At 63.0% G+C, this 15,868-nt stretch carries 7 protein-coding genes and 1 pseudogene; all 8 read left to right on the top strand.

Features of this window, described 5'->3' with window-relative positions:
* Nucleotides 1-89: 89 nt before the first annotated feature.
* The 8 genes and pseudogenes from AC1RT2_RS10270 (at nucleotide 90) to glgA (ending at nucleotide 15,866) form a co-directional block, all read left to right on the top strand.
* Complete coding sequence (locus tag AC1RT2_RS10270) at nucleotides 90-3,422, top strand: transglutaminase family protein (RefSeq protein WP_493101627.1); 3,333 nt, start codon at nucleotides 90-92, stop codon at nucleotides 3,420-3,422.
* Between the two features lie 188 nt (nucleotides 3,423-3,610).
* Nucleotides 3,611-5,953 (top strand): annotated as a pseudogene (locus AC1RT2_RS10265) (circularly permuted type 2 ATP-grasp protein); the annotation flags it as partial.
* A 22-nt stretch (nucleotides 5,954-5,975) separates the two neighbouring features.
* Complete coding sequence (locus AC1RT2_RS10260; RefSeq protein WP_493101820.1) at nucleotides 5,976-6,863, top strand: transglutaminase family protein; 888 nt, start codon at nucleotides 5,976-5,978, stop codon at nucleotides 6,861-6,863.
* A gap of 141 nt (nucleotides 6,864-7,004) precedes the next feature.
* Nucleotides 7,005-8,240 carry a pilus assembly protein TadG-related protein gene (locus AC1RT2_RS10255; protein WP_493101625.1) on the top strand — a complete coding sequence of 412 codons (1,236 nt, stop codon included), beginning with the start codon at nucleotides 7,005-7,007 and terminating at the stop codon, nucleotides 8,238-8,240.
* A 218-nt stretch (nucleotides 8,241-8,458) separates the two neighbouring features.
* Nucleotides 8,459-10,918: a glycogen/starch/alpha-glucan phosphorylase gene (locus AC1RT2_RS10250; RefSeq protein WP_150130001.1), complete on the top strand. Its 2,460-nt coding sequence runs from the start codon at nucleotides 8,459-8,461 to the stop codon at nucleotides 10,916-10,918.
* The gene (glgB, locus tag AC1RT2_RS10245; RefSeq protein WP_493101623.1) at nucleotides 10,918-13,131 is read left to right on the top strand and encodes a 1,4-alpha-glucan branching protein GlgB; all 2,214 of its coding nucleotides are present in this window, start codon (nucleotides 10,918-10,920) and stop codon (nucleotides 13,129-13,131) included. The genes AC1RT2_RS10250 and glgB overlap by 1 nt, the downstream gene beginning before the upstream one ends.
* Before the next feature lie 25 nt (nucleotides 13,132-13,156).
* A complete protein-coding gene (glgC, locus tag AC1RT2_RS10240) occupies nucleotides 13,157-14,419 on the top strand; it encodes a glucose-1-phosphate adenylyltransferase (protein ID WP_069061129.1) in 1,263 nt (420 codons plus the stop codon).
* 7 nt (nucleotides 14,420-14,426) lie between these two features.
* Nucleotides 14,427-15,866 (top strand): glycogen synthase GlgA, encoded by a 1,440-nt coding sequence (glgA, locus tag AC1RT2_RS10235; protein ID WP_493101621.1) that lies wholly within the window; start codon nucleotides 14,427-14,429, stop codon nucleotides 15,864-15,866.
* The last annotated feature ends 2 nt before the right edge of the window (nucleotides 15,867-15,868 follow it).

The raw sequence follows: 15,868 nt of genomic DNA, 5'->3' as shown, positions 1-15,868 counted from the left end.
CGGAAACGAACGCGCTTGCAATCTCTCTTCGCATTGCACAAACTCCCCTCGATGGCGGCATCAGACCGCCCGAGGGGAACAGAGCGCGCATGTCGATCAAGGCCGGTATCTACCACCTCACCCATTACAAGTACGACAACCCGGTCCGCCTCGGACCCCAGATCATCCGGCTGAAGCCGGCAGCACATTCCAAGACCAAGGTCATCAGCCACTCGCTGAAGGTTTCGCCCGAAAACCACTTCGTGAACCTCCAGCAGGACCCCTACGGCAACTATCTCGCCCGCTACGTCTTTCCCGATCCGGTCACCGAACTGAAGATCGAAGTGGACCTCGTCGCGGACATGACGGTGTACAACCCGTTCGACTTCTTCGTGGAAGAGGAGGCCGAGCACTGGCCCTTCGATTATCCGGAGGATCTGCGCGAGGACCTCAAGATCTATCGCGCACCCGAGCCGATGGACCCGGCGCTCGAAGCCTACATGAAGACCGTCGACCGCACGCCAAAGCAGCGTACGCTCGATATGGTGGTCGGCCTCAATGCGAACCTCCAGCAGAAGATCGGCTATGTCATCCGCATGGAGCCGGGCGTGCAGACGCCCGAGCAGACGCTGACGAGTGCGCTGGGCTCATGCCGCGATTCGAGTTGGCTGCTCGTGCAGATTCTGCGCAATCTCGGCTTCGCCGCCCGCTTCGTCTCGGGTTACCTCATCCAGCTCGCACCGGATCTGAAGGCGCTCGACGGCCCCTCCGGCACGGAGGTCGACTTCACCGACCTGCACGCCTGGTGCGAGGTCTATCTGCCCGGCGCCGGCTGGATCGGCCTCGACCCGACCTCGGGCCTGCTCACCGGCGAAAGCCACATTCCGCTCGCCGCCACGCCGCACTTCCGCAACGCCGCGCCGATCAGCGGCGGTTATTTCGGCGAGGCGAACACCGAATTCGACTTCGCCATGACCGTGACCCGCGTGGCCGAGCATCCGCGCATCACCAAGCCGTTTTCCGACGAAAGCTGGGAGGCATTGAACACCCTTGGCCGCGAAATCGACACCGTGCTGGCGAGCAACGACGTGCGCCTCACCATGGGCGGCGAACCGACCTTCGTCTCCATCGACGATTTCGAATCGGAGGAATGGAACACCGCCGCCGTCGGCCCGACCAAGCGCGAGAAGGCCGACGAACTGATCCGCCGGCTGCGCGAACGGTTCGCCCCCGGCGGTTTCCTGCATTACGGCCAGGGCAAGTGGTATCCCGGCGAAAGCCTGCCGCGCTGGACCTTCTCGCTTTACTGGCGCAAGGACGGCAAGCCGATCTGGCACAACCCGGAGCTGATCGCCACGGAGGGCGCCGACACCGAGGTCACCGACAAGCAGGCAGCGGCTCTCCTCGCCGGCATCGCCGCCGAGCTCGAGATCGAGGAGGACATGATCATCCCCGCCTTCGAGGACCCGGCGGAATGGATCATCAAGGAAGGCAGCCTGCCGGAAAATGTCGACCCCTCGAACTCCAAGCTCGAAAGCCCGGAGGAGCGGGCGCGTATCGCCAAGGTGTTCGAGCGGGGTCTGACGACGCCGACCGGCTACATCCTGCCGGTACAGGCCTGGAACGCCAAGGCCGGCGGCCCACGCTGGGTGAGCGAGAGATGGCGCACCCGTCGTGGCAAGATCTTCCTCATCCCCGGCGATTCACCGATCGGCTTCCGCATGCCGCTCGGCACCCTGCCCTATGTGCCGCCGTCGCAATATCCCTATATCCACCAGGCCGATCCCTCGATCCCGCGCGACCCCCTGCCCGACTACAGCGCTCCGGCGCGGACCTTGGCGCAGGCATCGCTTCGGGCAAGCGAGCCGCAGCAGGACCGCAATGAGCAGAACATCGCCGGATCGACGGGCGATATTCGCGGCGCGGTACGCACTGCGCTGAGCGTCGAGCCGCGCGACGGCCGCCTGTGCGTCTTCATGCCGCCGGTCGAACGCATCGAGGACTATCTCGACCTGATCGCCGCCGCCGAGAAGGCCGCAGCCGATCTCGGCCTGCCGGTCCATATCGAAGGTTATGCGCCGCCGCAGGACGAGCGCATCAACGTCATGCGCGTCGCCCCCGATCCCGGTGTCATCGAGGTCAACATCCATCCTGCCAGCAACTGGCAGGATTGCGTGGCGATCACCACCGCGACCTACGAGGAGGCTCGCCTCACCCGGCTCGGCGCAGACAAGTTCATGATCGACGGCCGCCACACCGGCACTGGCGGCGGCAACCATGTGGTCGTTGGCGGCGACAACCCCAACAACAGCCCGTTCCTTCGCCGGCCGGACCTGCTGAAGAGCCTCATCCTGCACTGGCAGCGGCATCCCTCGCTGTCCTATCTCTTTTCCGGCATGTTCATCGGCCCGACCAGCCAGGCGCCGCGTATCGACGAGGCGCGACACGACACGCTCTACGAGATGGAAATCGCGTTTGCGCAGGTGCCGCTTCCCGGCACGGCACAGCAACCCTTGCCGTGGATGGTCGACCGACTGTTCCGCAACCTACTCACCGACGGCACGGGCAACACCCACCGTTCGGAAATCTGCATCGACAAGCTTTTTTCGCCGGACGGCCCGACCGGACGCCTCGGCCTCGTCGAGTTCCGTGGCTTCGAGATGCCGCCGAACGCACGCATGAGCCTTGCACAGCAACTTCTCATCCGCGCGCTCATCGCCCGCTTCTGGCAGAACCCGGCGGACGGTGGTCTGGTGCGCTGGGGCACCACGCTGCATGATCGCTTCATGCTGCCGCATTACGTCTGGCAGGACTTTCTCGATGTGCTTGCGGACCTCAAGGGCAACGGCTTCGACCTGCGCCCGGAATGGTTTGCCGCCCAGCTCGAATTCCGTTTCCCCTTCTGCGGCGAAGTGGAATACGAGGGCACCAACCTGGAAGTCCGCCAGGCGCTCGAACCCTGGCATGTCATGGGCGAACAAGGCGCGGTCGGCGGCACCGTGCGCTATGTCGATTCGTCCGTCGAGCGGCTTCAGGTCAAGCTGGAGACCGCCAATCCGGAGCGTTATACCGTCACCTGTAACGGCAGGCCCATCCCGCTGAAATCGACCGGCGCGCGGGGCGTTTCCGTCGCCGGCGTGCGCTACAAGGCCTGGCAGCCCGCCTCCGGCCTGCATCCGGGACTGCCCGTCAACACACCGCTTACATTTGACATTTATGATACATGGTCGCGGCGGGCGATCGGGGGCTGCATTTACCACGTTGCCCATCCGGGCGGACGCAACTATGACACCTTCCCGGTGAACGGAAACGAGGCCGAGGCGCGCCGGCTGGCGCGATTCGAGCCTTGGGGGCACAGAGCGGGCGGCTATACGCTATGGCCGGAAACAGCATCGGCGGATTTTCCGCTGACACTGGATCTGAGACGACCGCCCGGTATCTAAGCAGTCCAGCAAAAGTGCGAAGCGGTTTTGCGTCCGGAGCTGCGTAAAGACAAATGGCTTGGGGCGTTTTCGCGATTCGAAGAGAAGCGAAGACGCCCCAAGCCTCCTGCAGGAGAAATTGATTGAAGACCACGAGTGTGGAGGCAGAACGCATCAAGGCCGACGCAACGGAAACGTCGTCGCGTGTCTATGCACCGCTTCCGGGCGTGGCCGACGAGATGGTCGATACGCATGGCAAAGTGCGTCCCGTCTGGCGGCATTTCCTGAAAGCGCTCGACCGCATGGACGAAACGGACCTTGCCGGCCGCTTCGCCCGCGCCGACCGGTATCTGCGCGATGCCGGCGTCTTCTACCGTGCCTATGGCAAGGAAGCGAGCACCGAGCGTGCCTGGCCGCTGTCGCACATTCCCGTGCTCATCGATGAAGCCGAGTGGGAAGCCCTTTCGCGCGGTCTCACCCAGCGCGCGGAACTTTTGGAAGCCGTCGTCGCCGATATCTACGGCAAGAACGAACTCGTCGCAAACGGCCTGCTGCCACCCGCCCTCGTCGCCTCCAACAGCGAGTTCCTGCGCCCGCTCGTCGGCGTTCAGCCGGCCGGCCAGCACTTCCTGCATTTTGTCTCCTTCGAGATCGGCCGCGGGCCGGACGGCAACTGGTGGGTGCTCTCCGACCGAACGCAGGCCCCCTCCGGCGCCGGCTTCGCGCTGGAAAATCGCGTGGCGACGACGCGCGCCTTCTCCGACGTCTATGCGGAAACCCACGCCCATCGCCTCGCCGGCTTTTTCGGCGCCTTCCGCAGCACGCTACAAGGCAACAAATCGGCGGAGGACCGCATCGCGGTTCTCACCCCGGGCCTTGCCAACGAAACCTATTTCGAACACGCCTATATCGCCCGCTATCTCGGCTTCATGCTGCTCGAAGGCGAAGACCTGACGGTCGTCGGCGGCAAGGTGATGGTGCGCACCGTCGCCGGCCTCAAGCCGATCGGCGTGCTCTGGCGGCGTCTCGATGCCTCCTTCGCCGACCCGCTGGAACTCAACCAGAATTCCCATATCGGTACGCCCGGCATCGTCGAGGCCCTGCGGTCCGGCTCCGTCAGCATCGTCAACGCGCTGGGCGCCGGCGTCGTGGAAACACGCGCCATGCTGGCCTTCCTGCCGAACATCTGTCGCCAGCTTCTCGGCGTTGAGCCGATCCTTCCGTCCATTGCCACCTGGTGGTGCGGACAGAAGAACGAGCGGGAGCACGTGGCGCAAAACATCGAGCGCATGGTGATCGGACCAGCCTATTCGACCCGACCGTTCTTCGACGACAACGAACAATCCGTGCTCGGCTCATCGCTGCGCGACACCGCCAAGCAGTCGGTCGCCGAATGGCTCACCTCCGACGGCGCCAAGCTGGTCGGCCAGGAGGCGGTCACGCTCTCCACCACGCCCGCCTGGGTGGACGGCAAGCTCGTGCCGCGACCGATGTCGCTACGCGTCTTCGCCGCCCGCACCCGCGACGGCTGGCAGATCATGCCAGGCGGTTTCGCCCGGATCGGCGCGGGCAACAATGTCGCGGCCATCGCCATGCAGGAGGGCGGCTCGGCGGCGGACGTCTGGATCGTCAGCCCCAAGCCGGTCGAGCGCACCTCGCTTCTACCCGCGGAAGCGGAATTTACGCGCAACATGCCCGGCAGCCTGCCGAGCCGCGCCGCCGACAACCTGTTCTGGCTCGGCCGCTATATCGAGCGGGCGGAAGGGGCACTGCGCATCCTGCGCGCCTGGCACGGCCGCTATGCCGAATATGCCAATCCCGAACAGCCCCTCCTGAAGGACGTCAGCGACTATCTCGACGCGCTCGGCATCGACACGGCAGAAGCCGTGCCGACCACGCTGATCCGCAGCATCGACAGCGCCGTCTTCTCCGCCAGCAACATCCGCGACCGTTTCTCGCCCGATGGTTGGCTGGCGCTGAACGACCTCTCGAAAACCGCCCGCCGCTTCCATCTCAGCGTCCAGGCCGGCGACGACACGACCCGCGCCATGACCGTGCTCTTGCGCAAGCTCGCGGGTTTCGCGGGTCTCGTGCATGAAAACATGTACCGCTTCACCGGCTGGCGCTTCCTGTCGATCGGCCGCCACCTCGAACGCGGCCTGCACATGACGCGCCTGCTCGGCCATATGTCCGGCGAGGATGCACCCGATGGCGCACTCGACATGCTGCTAGAGATCGGCGACAGCGTGATGACCCACCGCCGCCGTTACAATGTGGCGACGGCGCGGCTGACGGTCACCGACCTCCTGGCGCTCGACGCCCTCAACCCGCGCTCGATCCTCTACCAGCTGAACGAGATCAAGAACGAGGTCGAGCAGCTGCCGAACGCCTATTCAAACGGCCAGATGTCGCCCTTCTACCGAGAGGCCATGCGGCTGCATGCCGGGTTGGCGGTGATGACGCCGGAAACCATGACGGACGCGACCTACAAGCGGCTCGAGGCGGAGATGGAAAAACTTTCCGACATCCTCGCGCAGACCTATCTGAGCTGAGCGGGAGGGAGACGCTGTGACCATGCTCTACGACGTCAACCTCACCATCAGCTATCTCTACGACACGCCAGTCTCCGGCGGGCGGCACATCGTGCGTGTGCTGCCGCTGTCGATCGGCGGCCGCCAGCGGCTCGTCGCCGGCACGGTCGGCGTCAATCCGGGTCCCGGCGAGCGGGTTGATCACAACGACTTCTTCGACAACCCGATGAGCGCGATCCTCTTTCGCAATGCGCATGAGCGGCTGGATATCCGCATGCAGGCGCGCGTCCATGTCGATATGCCGGAACAGGCCGCCGATTTCTCGCCACGCGTCGCCGACCTGCCGGAGGATATCGCCAACTACTGGTCGCTCGATGCCGGTTCGCCGCACCATTATACCGGGCCGAGCCCGCGCCTGAAGGAATGCCCCGGGATCGCCGACTACGCCCGTGCCATCGCCAAGCCGGACATGACGATCCGCGCCATCGCGACCGCGATCTGCGCCCGCATCCACAAGGATTTCACCTACGATCCGAAGGCGACCAATGTCGACACCACCCCGCGCGAGGCCTTCAAGCTGAAGCGCGGCGTGTGCCAGGATTTCACCCATGTGATGATCGTGGCGCTCCGAAGCCTCGGAATTCCGGCCGGCTATGTCAGCGGGTTCCTGCGCACCATTCCGCCAGCGGGCAAGGAGCGGTTGGAGGGCGCCGACGCTATGCATGCCTGGGTGCGCTTCTGGTGCGGCCGGGTGAACGGCTGGATGGAGCTCGACCCGACCAACAACATTCCCGCCGGCACGGACCACATCGTCGTCGCCTATGGCCGCGACTATGCCGACGTGGCGCCGGTCATCGGCGTCCTCAAAGGCTACGGCCAGCACAAGACGACGCAGGCCGTCGACGTCATACCGGTGCGCCAGACGGCATGAAATCCCGTTTGGAAACAACGACAAACGCCGGAACTGCGGGATCGGCAAAATTTTACGAAAACTATACCACGCGGCCGAACCGTTAAATAACACTTCGCTGCTAGCTTCACGCCACATTATGAAGATGGCGGGTGAGCTCTCATGACGAAGAAGATTGCGGAACAGACGTGGACGTCGCGGATATCGCGGGATCGTCGCGGCAATTTCGGAATGATGACGGCAATCCTCCTGCCGGTCATACTTGCGACCGCCGGCGTGGCGATCGACCTGACCAACATGGTGATGACGAGGGGCGAGCTTCAGGACGCGACCGACGCGGCAGCCCTCGCCGCTGCATCCGCCCTCGCAAACGACAACAAGAGCCCAGCGGAAGCGAAGGAAATCGCCATGCGCTTCCTGAAGGCGCAGATTTCCAGCAAGGGCAGTATACCCGGCGACGGCGAGACCAAAAAAGACGAGAACGATTTCGACTCGGCCACGACCATCAGCATCAAGGAAACCCCCTTGTCTGGCTCCGGCAAGTCGTTCAGCATCGATGTCTCGACCAAATATGTCCTGCAGTTCAACGCCTTCACGCGCCTGCTCGGCCAGACATCGACGACGATGAAAGCGACGAGCTCGGCGGAAAGTGCCACGGAATCGAAGAATGCCCTTTCGATGTTCCTCGCCCTCGACCGGTCCGGCTCGATGGCATGGACCACGGACGAAAAGGAAGCCGACCCGAAAAAGAAGTGCCAGAACCATACCGAGACGAACTGGTACAGTGAAAACCTCAAAGAAACCTCGCCTTGCTACATTTCCAAGATCGCAGCCCTCAAGACAGCGGCGGCGAGCCTTTTCACCCAGTTGAACACCGCGGATCCGCAGGGCACGCTCGTGCGCACCGGGGCGGTCGCCTACAATGACCAGATGTTTGCTGCAGTCGACCTGGCGTGGGGCACAGCTGGCGCACTCACCTATGTCAACGCCATTCCGAAGGTTCCTCTAGGCGGCACCGATTCCAGCGGCGCCTTCGCGAAAGCCCTGGAAAAGGTGAGCGAACCGAGCGAAGCCACGACCCACAAGAACAAGAACGGCCAGGTTCCCTCACGCTATATCGTCTTCATGACCGACGGTGCGAACACCCACTACAAGGGTGCCACCAACAATACGAAATCGGACGAGGAAACGAAGAAGAGCTGCGATGCGGCGCGCATCGCCAAGGTCGAGGTCTATACCGTCGCCTTCATGGCGCCGGAGCGCGGCAAGACCCTTCTGAAGTACTGCGCGACCACCGGCTCGAACTATTTCGAAGCGACGAACATGGCGGCCCTCGTCTCCGCCTTCAAGGCGATCGGCGACCGCACGGCCGCAGCCATGGCGCGACTGACCAAGTAAGTCGACACGCCTCCACGAAATCCGCCAAGAAACTGGCCTGCTGCATGCAAATGCGGCGGGCCTTTTAGCATTCTTCTTGTATTTCAGGCATGCTGAAAATGCATGCGCCCTTTCTTGAAAAGGCGTATTGCAAGCGCTTCGGATAGATGCATAAATTGATTTAAACGTGATTTTCGCAAGAAACGAACGCAATGAATGCGAAGGGGCAAAGTTCACCAATGATGAACCGGGTTACCAACAACGACCTCGCTCCCGCTCTCCGATCTTCCGACGTCGAACAGCTCGCCACAGAGCTTCTCGAGCGTCTGAAATACCGTATCGGCAAGGACCCGAAAGTCGCCAAGCCGCATGACTGGCTGACCGCCGCCATCCTGGTCGCGCGCGACCGCATCACCGACAAGTGGATGGACAGCACCCGCCGCACCTACGCGACCGGCGCAAAGCGCGTCTATTATCTATCGCTGGAATTCCTGATCGGTCGCCTGATGCGCGATGCGATGACCAATACCGGCATCATGGACGCGATGCGCGAGGCGCTCGCCTTTCACGGTGTCGATATCGACGTCATCGCGGAGCTTGAGCCCGATGCCGCGCTCGGCAATGGCGGCCTCGGCCGTCTTGCTGCCTGTTTCATGGAAAGCATGGCGACGGTGGACGTGCCGGCCTATGGCTACGGCATCCGCTACGTGCACGGCCTCTTCCGCCAGCAGATGGCGGACGGCTGGCAGGTCGAGCTGCCCGAAACCTGGCTTGCGCACGGCAATCCCTGGGAATTCGAACGCCGCGAAAGCTCCTACGAAATCGGCTTCGGCGGCGCCGTCGAGACGATCAACATCGGCGAGGACAAGCAGCGTTTCGTCTGGAAGCCGGCCGAGCGCGTCATCGCCACCGCCTTCGACACGCCAGCCGTCGGCTGGCGGGCAAAGCGTGTCAATACGTTGCGCCTGTGGGCCGCCAACCCGATCGACCCGATCCTGCTCGACGCGTTCAATGCCGGCGACCACATCGGGGCATTGAAGGAAAGCAACAAGGCGGAAAGCCTGACGCGCGTTCTCTATCCGGCCGACGCCACGGCGGCCGGACAGGAGCTGCGCCTGCGCCAGGAGTTCTTCTTCTGCTCCGCCTCGCTGCAGGACATCCTGCGCCGCCATCTCCAGCAATATCCGGATTTCACGTCCCTGCCGGACGCCGTCGCGATCCAGCTCAACGACACGCACCCGGCCATTTCCGTCACCGAACTCGTACGCCTCCTCACTGACGTGCATGGGCTGGATTTCGATGCGGCCTGGGATATCACCCGCCGCACCTTCTCCTACACCAACCACACGCTGTTGCCGGAAGCGCTTGAAACCTGGCCTGTACCGCTGCTCGAACGGTTGCTGCCGCGGCACATGCAGATCGTCTATGCGATCAACGCCAAGATTCTACTCGAAGCCCGCAAACAAGCGGGTTTCGAAGACCAGCGCATCCGCAGCATCTCGCTGATCGAAGAATCCGGCGAGCGCCGCGTACGCATGGGCAACCTCGCCTTCGTCGGTTCGCACTCGATCAACGGCGTGTCCGCGCTGCATACGGAGCTGATGAAGGAAACGGTCTTCGCCGACCTGCACAAGCTCTACCCGGACCGCATCAACAACAAGACGAACGGCATCACCCCGCGTCGCTGGCTGATGCAGTGCAATCCCGGTCTGTTCAACCTGATCCGCGAAGCGATCGGCGACGCCTTCATGGACGATGCCGAGCAGCTGAAGGCACTCGACGCCTTCGCCGACAAGAAGGACTTCCAGGAGCGTTTCGCCGCGATCAAGCGCGAGAACAAGAACCGTCTCGCCAATCTGGTGGGCAGCCGCATGGGCGTGCGCATCGATCCTGCCGCAATGTTCGACATCCAGATCAAGCGCATCCACGAATACAAGCGCCAGCTCCTCAACATCATCGAGGCCGTGGCGCTGTACGACCAGATCCGCTCGCATCCGGAACTCGACTGGGTGCCGCGCGTAAAACTGTTCGCCGGCAAGGCGGCGCCGAGCTACCACAATGCCAAGCTGATCATCAAGCTCGCCAACGACGTGGCGAAAGTCATCAACAACGACCCGTCCGTGCGCGGCCTGCTCAAGGTCGTCTTCGTGCCGAACTACAATGTCTCGCTCGCCGAGATCATGGTGCCGGCCGCAGACCTCTCGGAACAGATTTCCACCGCCGGCATGGAAGCGTCGGGAACCGGCAACATGAAGTTCGCGTTGAACGGAGCGCTGACGATCGGCACCCTCGATGGGGCCAATGTCGAGATGCGTGATCATGTTGGCGAGGAGAACATCGTGATTTTCGGCATGACCGCAGATGAAGTGGCGAAGGTCAGGGCCGACGGGCACAATCCGCGCGCCATCATCGAGCAGTCGAAAGAGCTGTCACAGGCACTCGCCGCCATTTCCTCCGGCGTCTTCTCACCGGATGACCGCAACCGCTTCACGGGCCTCATCGACGGCATCTACAATCACGACTGGTTCATGGTGGCGGCCGACTTCGACGCCTATGCCAAGGCGCAGCGCGATGTCGATACCATCTGGGCCGACAAGACTTCCTGGTATTCCAAGACCATTCGCAACACGGCGCGCATGGGCTGGTTCTCCTCCGATCGTACGATCCGTCAATACGCCAAGGAAATCTGGAGAGCCTGATGACCGCACCGCCGAAAAAAGGCACGACGGAGCAACCGTCAGAACTTCTGGCGAAAACGGACATTGATGCAATTTTGGAAAGCCGGCACTGGGACCCGTTCGCAGTGCTCGGCCTTCACGAGGCGGGGGGTAAATTTATCGCCCGCTGCTTCCTTCCCGGTGCGGCGGAAGCAGTAGCCGAAACCCTGGCAGGCAAGGAGATCGGCGTGCTCAGGCAGGTCGATCCGGCCGGCATCTTCGCTGGCGAGGTTTCCCTCAAGAAGTTCCAGCCGATCCGCTATCGCGCCCGCAACGAAGGCGGCGAATGGATCGTCATCGATCCCTATAGCTTCGGCCCGGTGCTTGGGCCCATGGACGACTACTATATCCGCGAAGGCTCGCACCTCAGGCTCTTCGACAAGATGGGCGCCCATCCGATGACGCTCGACGGCATCGACGGCTTCCACTTCGCTGTCTGGGCGCCGAATGCCAAGCGCGTCTCCGTCGTTGGCAATTTCAACAACTGGGACGGCCGGCTGAACGCCATGCGGCTACGCCGCGACACCGGCATCTGGGAAATCTTCCTGCCCGGCATCACCGAGGGCCATGCCTACAAATACGAGATCGTCGGCCCGAGCGGTGAAGTGCTGCCGCTGAAGGCAGACCCTTTTGCCCGCCGCTCGGAACTGCGTCCGAACAATGCGTCGATGACGACAGGCCCGATTGCCCAGGAATGGGACGACGAGGCGCATCTCGCCCATTGGGCCGCGGCGGATGCCCGCCGGCAGCCGATCTCCATTTACGAAGTGCATGCCGGGTCCTGGCAGCGGCACGGCGATGGGGAATTTCTCACCTGGGACGAACTTGCCGACCGGCTGATCCCCTACTGCGTCGACATGGGCTTCACCCATATCGAGTTCCTGCCGATCACCGAATTTCCGTTCGATCCATCCTGGGGCTACCAGACGACCGGCCTCTATTCACCGACAGCGCGCTTCGGCGAGCCGGAAGGTTTTGCCCGCTTCGTCAACGGCTGCCACAAGGTCGGTATCGGCGTCATCCTCGATTGGGTTCCGGCGCACTTCCCGACGGATGCCCATGGCCTGCGCCAGTTCGACGGCACGGCGCTCTACGAGCACGCCGACCCGCGGCAGGGTTTCCACCCCGACTGGAACACCGCGATCTACAATTTCGGCCGCGCCGAAGTTCTCGCCTACCTCATCAACAACGCACTCTATTGGGCGGAAAAATTCCATCTCGACGGCCTGCGCGTCGATGCCGTCGCCTCCATGCTCTACCTCGACTATTCGCGCAAACACGGCGAATGGGTGCCGAACGAATATGGCGGCAACGAGAACCTGGAGGCCGTGCGCTTCCTGCAATCGATGAACAGCCACGTCTATGCCGGCCATCCCGGCATCCTGACGATCGCGGAAGAATCCACCTCCTGGCCCAAGGTGTCGGCGCCGGTGCATGACGGCGGCCTCGGCTTCGGCTTCAAGTGGAACATGGGCTTCATGCACGACACGCTGCAATATCTGTCGCGTGAATCGGTGCACCGCAAGTTCCACCACAACGATATGACCTTTGGCCTGCTCTATGCCTTTACGGAGAACTTCGTGCTGCCGCTGTCGCATGACGAGGTCGTGCACGGCAAAGGCTCGCTGATCGCCAAGATGGCCGGCGACGACTGGCAGAAGTTCGCCAACCTTCGCGCCTATTACGGCTTCATGTGGGGGTATCCCGGTAAGAAGCTGCTCTTCATGGGTCAGGAATTCGCGCAGTGGCAGGAATGGAGCGAGGAGAGATCGCTCGACTGGAACTTGCTGGAATATCCGCTGCACGAAGGCATGCGCCGGCTGGTGCGCGACCTCAACGGCACCTATCGCCGCAAGGCCACGTTGCACGCCCGCGACTGCGAAGGCGACGGCTTCGAATGGCTGATTGCCGACGACCGGGAAAACTCGGTCTTTGCCTGGCTGCGCAAGGCGCCCGGCGAAAAGCCGATCGCCGTCATCACCAACTTCACCCCCGTCTACCGCGAGAATTACGCGATCCCGCTTCCGGCGGAGGGTCGCTGGCGGGAAATCCTCAACACCGATGCCGAAATCTACGGCGGCAGCGGCAAGGGCAACGGCGGTGCAGTACAAGCCAAGAAACAAGCCAACGGAACGATCTCAGCCGCGCTCACCTTGCCGCCTTTGGCAACGCTGATGCTGGAGCTGGACGTATAATTCGACTGTCGGGAGGACGGACACTATGGAGCAAAAGCGGATTCAACCCCTCGCCCGTGACGCGATGGCCTATGTTCTTGCCGGCGGTCGAGGAAGCCGCCTGAAGGAACTGACGGACCGGCGCGCCAAGCCTGCCGTCTATTTCGGCGGCAAGGCGCGCATCATCGACTTCGCGCTGTCCAATGCGCTGAACTCGGGTATCCGCCGTATCGGCGTCGCGACACAATACAAGGCGCACTCGCTGATCCGCCACCTGCAGCGCGGCTGGAACTTCTTCCGCCCGGAACGTAACGAAAGCTTCGACATCCTGCCGGCCAGCCAGCGCGTTTCCGAAACGCAGTGGTACGAGGGTACGGCCGATGCGGTCTACCAGAACATCGATATCATCGAGGACTACGGCGTCGAATACATGGTCATCCTTGCGGGCGACCATATCTACAAGATGGACTACGAGCTGATGCTCCAGCAGCACGTCGATTCCGGCGCGCAGGTCACCATCGGCTGCCTGGAAGTGCCGCGCATGGAAGCGACCGGCTTCGGCGTCATGCATGTCGACGAGAAGGACCAGATCATCGCCTTCGTGGAAAAGCCGGCCGACCCGCCGGGCATTCCCGGCAATCCGGAAATGGCGCTGGCCTCGATGGGCATCTACGTCTTCCACACCAAGTTCCTGATGGAATTGCTGCGCCGCGACGCTGCCGACCCGACGTCGAGCCGCGACTTCGGCAAGGACATCATCCCCTACATCGTCGAGCACGGCAAAGCCGTCGCCCACCGCTTCAACCAGTCCTGCGTGCGTTCGGATTTCGAGCGTGAAGCCTATTGGCGCGACGTCGGCACGATCGACGCCTACTGGCAGGCCAATATCGACCTGACGCACATCACCCCCGAACTCGACATCTACGATAGCACCTGGCCGATCTGGACTTTCGCCGAGATCAAGCCGCCGGCGAAGTTCGTGCATGACGACGAGGACCGCCGCGGTTCGGCAATCTCGTCGCTGGTCTCGGGCGACTGCATCATTTCCGGCTCGACGCTGCACCGCAGCCTGCTCTTCACCGGCGTGCGTGCCAATTCCTATGCCCGCCTTGAAGGGGCCGTCGTTCTGCCGAATGTCATGGTCGGCCGCCATGCCAACCTCAAGAATGTCGTCATCGATCGCGGCGTCATCATTCCGGAAGGCCTCGTCGTCGGTGAGGAACCGGAACTCGACGCCAAACGTTTCCGTCGGTCGGAAAACGGCATCTGCCTCATCACCCAACCGATGATCGACAAGCTGGAGCTGTAGTCGACCAATGAAAATCCTTTCGGTGGCATCCGAAGTATTCCCGCTCATCAAGACGGGAGGCCTCGCCGACGTCGCCGGCGCATTGCCGATCGCGCTCGCCGGGCATGGCATGCAGATGCGCACGTTGATGCCCGGCTATCCCGGCGTCATGCAGCGCCTGAGCACCGTCGAGGTGGTCGCCACTTTCGACGACCTGCTCGGCGAGCCGGCACGCATTCTCGCCACCACGCATGAGGGCCTCGACATCCTCGTGCTGGATGCGCCGGGCTTCTACGATCGTCCGGGCGGGCCGTATACCGATGCCACCGGCAAGGATTTCGTCGACAACTGGCGCCGCTTCGCAGCGCTCTCCTTCGCGGGCGCGGAAATCGCCCGCGGGCTCTTGCCGGATTGGCAGCCGGACATTGTGCAGGCCCATGACTGGCAGGCGGCGATGACGGCCGTTTACATGCGCTACACCGGTCTCCAGCACATTCCCACCATCATCACCGTGCACAATCTCGCCTTCCAGGGTCAGTTCGGCGCCGATATTTTTCCGGACCTCGGCCTGCCACCGGAGGCCTTCACCGTGGATGGACTGGAATATTACGGCGATGTCGGCTTCCTGAAGGGAGGGCTGCGCACAGCCTGGTCGATCACCACGGTCAGCCCGACCTATGCACACGAGATCATGACACCGGAATACGGCATGGGCCTCGAAGGCCTGATGAATGCCCGCGCCTCCGATCTCGTCGGCCTCGTCAACGGCATCGACACTGCGGTGTGGAACCCCGAAACGGACACCCACATCGCCCGCACCTATGCCGCCGGCTCCCTCAAGCAGCGTGCCGTCAACCGGCAGGCGCTCGCCGAGCGTTTCAGCCTCGTACAGGACACCGGCCCGATCTTCTGCGTCGTCAGCCGCCTCACCTGGCAGAAGGGCATCGATCTCATCGCCGAGACGGCCGACTGGATCGTCGAGCAGGGCGGCAAGCTTGCCGTGCTCGGCTCCGGTGACCAGGGCCTCGAAGGCGCGCTGCTCGCCGCCGCCTCCCGCCATCGTGGCCGCATCGGCATCGTCATCGGCTATAACGAACCCTTGTCCCACCTCATGCAGGCCGGTGCCGACGCGATCCTCATCCCGTCGCGCTTCGAGCCCTGCGGCCTCACCCAACTCTATGGCCTGCGCTACGGTTGCGTTCCCATCGTCGCGCGCACCGGCGGCCTTGCCGACACCGTGATCGATGCCAACGAGGCCGCCCTCTCCGCCCGCGTCGCCACGGGCTTCCAGTTCACCCCGATCAATGCCGAGGGCCTGCAACACGCGCTGCGCCGGGTCTTCAAGGCCTATAGCGAGCCCAAAATCTGGGGCCGCATCCAGAACCAGGGCATGAAGTCCGACGTTTCCTGGGAAAACAGCGCCGCACGTTATGCCGACCTCTATTCCAGCCTTCTTTCGCGAGTCTAAGC

Source organism: Shinella sp. GW821-FHT11G07, assembly GCF_058808115.1.
The sequence above is the reverse complement of the archived record's forward strand: the minus strand, read 5'-3'. Positions and strand labels throughout refer to the sequence as shown.